Source organism: Cellulomonas sp. A375-1 (genome assembly GCF_001040865.1).
Classification (GTDB): Bacteria; Actinomycetota; Actinomycetes; order Actinomycetales; family Cellulomonadaceae; genus Cellulomonas; species Cellulomonas gelida.
Genome location: NZ_LFKW01000112.1, coordinates 21,308 through 25,635 on the forward strand (window position 1 = coordinate 21,308; position 4,328 = coordinate 25,635).

The 4,328-nt window shown below is 75.0% G+C and carries 4 protein-coding genes; 1 reads left to right on the forward strand and 3 read right to left on the reverse strand.

Features of this window, described 5'->3' with window-relative positions:
- Positions 1-741 (reverse strand): NAD(P)-dependent oxidoreductase (locus tag CWIS_RS11700; protein WP_048343471.1); only part of this gene is annotated, 741 nt, incomplete at its 3' end.
- Between the two features lie 67 nt (positions 742-808).
- Between CWIS_RS11700 and CWIS_RS11705 the strand changes: the two genes are divergently transcribed.
- The gene (locus tag CWIS_RS11705; RefSeq protein ID WP_048343472.1) at positions 809-1,435 is read left to right on the forward strand and encodes a response regulator transcription factor; all 627 of its coding nucleotides are present in this window, start codon (positions 809-811) and stop codon (positions 1,433-1,435) included.
- A 3-nt stretch (positions 1,436-1,438) separates the two neighbouring features.
- Here the strand turns inward: CWIS_RS11705 and CWIS_RS11710 are convergent, their stop codons facing one another.
- Both CWIS_RS11710 and CWIS_RS11715 read right to left on the reverse strand, forming a co-directional pair.
- Entirely contained in the window at positions 1,439-3,214 is a 1,776-nt protein-coding gene (locus CWIS_RS11710) for a GAF domain-containing sensor histidine kinase (RefSeq protein WP_048343473.1), read from the reverse strand.
- Positions 3,211-4,328 (reverse strand): ATP-binding cassette domain-containing protein (locus CWIS_RS11715; protein ID WP_048343474.1); only part of this gene is annotated, 1,118 nt, incomplete at its 5' end. The genes CWIS_RS11715 and CWIS_RS11710, both read right to left, overlap by 4 nt.

Genomic DNA, 4,328 nt, shown 5'->3' on the forward strand with positions numbered 1-4,328 from the left:
GCGCACCGCGTCGAGCAGCGCGGTCTCGTCGAGCGTGCTGCCCCGGCCGACGTTCACGACGAACGCCCGCTGCGGGAGCTGAGCCAGCACGGGCGCACCGATCGCGTGCCGCGTCTGCGGGGTCGCGGGCAGGATGCCGATCAGCACGTCCGCGGACGGCAGGACGGTGCCCAGCTCGTCGGGCGTGACGACGGGGAACCCGTGCCGCTCGCCCGCGCTCGTCGCGACGCCGGTGACGCTCGCACCGAGTGCGACGAGCAGCGGGGCGAGCCGCGCGGCGATCGAGCCGAAGCCCCACACGACGACGTGCGCGCCGGCCAGCGTGCGCACCTGCGTGTCGTGCACCGGCTGGACGCCGCCGAGCTCGCCCGCCCAGCGGCGCTCGTCCTGGGCGCGCACGAGGTCCGGCAGGCGACGCGCGCACGCCAGCACGAGCGCGAGGGCGTGCTCGGTCACGGGGCCGTCGTGCAGCCCTCGCCCCGAGGTCACCAGCACGCCGGGGTCGAACCCGGCGTCGTCGATCGCGTCGGTGCCGGCCGCGAGGCACGCGACCCAGCGCAGGTCGCCGAGGCGCTCGGCGGCGTCCGCGAGCGCGGCGCGGCGGTTGCCCCACACGACGAGGACCTCGGCGTCCTGACCCTCGGTCGGCAGCGGCAGGGCCGGGTCGTACGGGAGCGAACGCCACCCCGCAGGCAGGTCGACACGCTCGTCGAGCGTGGTGGGCAACAGGATCGTCCTCATGCCTGGATACGATGCCACCGTGCCGAACCTTGATGCCGCCCCCGGGAAGCAGGGACCTATCACGGTCATGATCGTCGACGACCACGAGGTCGTCCGACGAGGGATCGCCGAGGTCGTCGAGCGGACCGAGGGGATGACCGTCGTCGCCGAGGCCGGATCCGTGGCCGACGGTGTGCGTCGTGCGACGCTCGTCCACCCCCAGGTGATGCTCGTCGACCTGCAGCTCCCCGACGGGACGGGGATCGACCTCATGAAGCAGGTGCGCGAGGCACACCCTGCCGCTCGGGCGATCGTCCTGACGTCGTTCGACGACGACGACGCACTGGCCGCCGCGCTCGAGGCCGGCGCCGCCGCATACCTGCTGAAGTCCGTGCGCGGTGCCGAGATCACCGACGTGATCCGCAGCGTCGCCGCGGGCCGCACGCTCCTCGACGAGCGCACGGTCACGCGCCGTCGGGCGGGTCAGGACGACCCGACCGAGAACCTCACGCCCAGCGAGCTGCGCGTGCTCGACCTCATCGGCGAGGGCCTGTCGAACCGCGAGATCGCCGAGCGCCTCGGGGTGGCGGAGAAGACCGTCAAGAACCACATCACGTCGCTGCTGGCGAAGATGGGCCTGCAGCGGCGCACGCAGGTGGCCGCGTGGGTCGCGTCGCGCAAGCACTCGAGCTGGCGGGCCGAGCCCGGGCACTGACGCTCAGTCGAGCGCGACCTGCCAGCTCAGGAGCGTGCCGCGGCCGGCGGGTGCGGCACCGATCGTGAACGTGCCGCCGTGCTGACGCGCGCGTGAGGCGAGGTTGCCGGTCCCGGAGCGGCGGTCCCGCTGGGCGGGCAGCCCGACGCCGTCGTCCTCGACCTCGACGCGCACCGAGCCGAGCGGCCCCTGGCCGCGCACGTCGACGCGCACGGTCACCGACTGTGCGTGCGCGTGCCGCGCGGCGTTCGCCAGTCCTTCGCGCACGACGGCCACGACGTCGTCGGTGAGCGCGAGGCCGACGCGCTCGTCGAGCCGGTCCTCGTCGAGACCGTCGTCGGACAGGGGAGCGCCGTCGAGGGTCACGACGAGCGACGGGGCGAAGCCCAGCCCGGTGCGGGCCAGCGAGGCCTCGCGGCGCAGTCGCTCGACGAGGCCGGTCGCGGCGTCGGGGTCACGCAGCGCGTGCACGATCGTGCGGATCTCCCGGACCGAGGAGTCCACGTTGTCGAGGGCCTCCTCGACGATCGAGGTGAGCTCGCTGGCCTCGACTCCGCGTGCGGCGCGTCGCCGGACGGTCTCGAGCTGCATGCCCGTGGCGAACAGCTGCTGGATCGCCATGTCGTGCAGGTCGCGCGCGATCCTCTCGCGCTCGTCGAGCAGCGCCGCGATGTCCTGGGCGTGCCGGGCCTCGGCGAGCACGAACGCGAGCGCGGCCTGCGCCGCGAACGACTCGGCCGTGGTGAGGTCGCTCTCCTCGAACGGCAGGCTCCCGACGCGCCGCAGCAGGATGAGCACGCCGACGCCGCGGCCCGAGGTCTGCAGCGGTGCGAACATCGCCGGTCCGAACGCGCGCATCTGCTCGACCTTGACGTTGCGCGACGCGGACAGCGACGGCGTCAGCAGCCCGTGGCCCTCGGTCATCACGGTCCACGCGCGCCCGTGCTCGGGCATCGCGACGCCGACGAGCTCCTCGGCGTTGTGACCGTCGGCGAGCTCGATGAACAGCCGCCCGCCCACGCCGGGCAGCGCGAGCGCGGCGGTGTCGGCGCCGGCGACGGCACGTGCGGTCGCGGCGATGTGCGCGAGCGCGTCCTCCTCGTCGATGCCCTCGAGCAGCATCGTCGTGATCTCCTGACCGGCGCGCAGCCAGTGCTCGCGGCGCGCGGACTCGGCGTAGAGCTGGGCGTTCTCGACCGCGACGCCGGTCGCGGCGGCGAGGGCGATCACGGTCTGCTCGTCGGACTCGGTGAAGCCGCCGGGCTTCTCCGAGAGGTAGAGCTGGCCGAACACGTGCTCGCCGACACGCACCGACGCCCCGAGGAATGAGCCCATCGGCGGGTGGTTCGAGGGCCAGCCCTGGAAGGCGGGGTGCTCGCGCAGGTCGTCGAGCCGCAGCGCGCCGACCGCGGGGATCTGGCCGAGCACGCCGCGCGCGTGGGGGGCGTGCTTCATCATGCGGGCGACCGCGGTGGGGATGCCGGTGTAGACGAACGTCGTCGACGTGCCGTTGCCGTCGAGCACGTTGATGGCGCCGTACCGCGCTCCCGTGAGCTCGGCGCTGACCTGCACGAAGCGGTTGAGCACCGCCGGCAGCTCGAGCTCGCTGGCGACGGCGAGGATCGCATCGAGCAGGTCGGTGAGCGCGTCGCCGGTCAGCGGGACGGGGTTCGCGTGCGAGTCGGACATCACACCGCCGGTGAACGGGGTGCCGGCCACGGGTACCAGCCCGTCGTCACCCGACCCGATCAGGTCGGTGACGCTGGTGTCGTCGCTCATGCGCGGTCCTCGGTCTCGTGCCACACGGCCTCACGGTAGTCGGCGTCACGCGCCAGGAGGTCCGCGTGGGTCCCGCGCGCCGCGACGTGACCGTCGGCGAGCCGCAGGACCTCGTCGACGACCTCGAGCCCCGTCAGGCGGTGCGTGACGACGAGCACGCCGCGGTCGGCCTGCGCGCGCAGCGTGCGCAGCACCGCGTCGGCGCCGGTGACGTCGAGGTGCTCGGTCGGCTCGTCGAGCAGGAGCAGCGGCGCGGGAGCGACGAGCGCGCGGGCGAGCAGCAGGCGGCGCCGCTCGCCGCCCGACAGCGTGCGGCCGTCAGGCCCCAGCACGGTCGCCAGACCGTCGGGCAGGCCCGCGACCCAGGGACCGAGCCCGGCCAGCTCGAGCGCGTCGCGCGCCTCGTCGTCCCTCACGTCGCCGCGTGCGACACGCAGGTTCTCCAGGACGCTCGTGCCGAAGACGTGCGCGTCCTCGGCCGTGAGCGCGACCGCGGTGCCGGGCGTCAGCCGCGGGTCCGTGTCGAGCGTCAACGAGCCGCCCTGCGGCGGCAGCAGGCCCGCGAGCGTGAGCAGGAGAGTGGTCTTGCCGGTGCCGCTCGGGCCGACGACGGCGACGACCCGGCCGGGGCGCAGGTCGAGGTCGAGGCCGGAGACGAGCGGCGGCCCACCGGGCCAGCCCACGACGAGCCCGCGCGCGGCGAGGTGCGGGGTGGGCCCGTCGTCCGCGGGGGAGCCGAGGAGAGCCGCAGAGGTGGGCGACGGCCCGGGTGCGACGGCAGGCGGCGCCGCGATGCCTGCAGGGTCCGCAGGGTCCGCGGCATCCGCGGCGTCGACGAGCGCGAGGATGCGCGCCGCCGCGGCACGTGAGCGGTGCACCTGCACGGCGGCCTGGGGGAGCACCGACGTCGCCTCGAAGGCTGCGAGGGGCGTGAGCACCACGACCGCGAGCAGCACGGGGTCCAGCCGCCCGTCGCCGACGGCCGGCACACCCGTGACCAGGGCGGCGAGCACGGCCAGGCCCGTCGCGAGCAGCCCGAGCCCCGCTGCGACGGCGGCGGCGCCTGCCCCTGCGTCGACGGCGCCCCGCGCCCGGCGGTCCGCGTCGCGCAGCG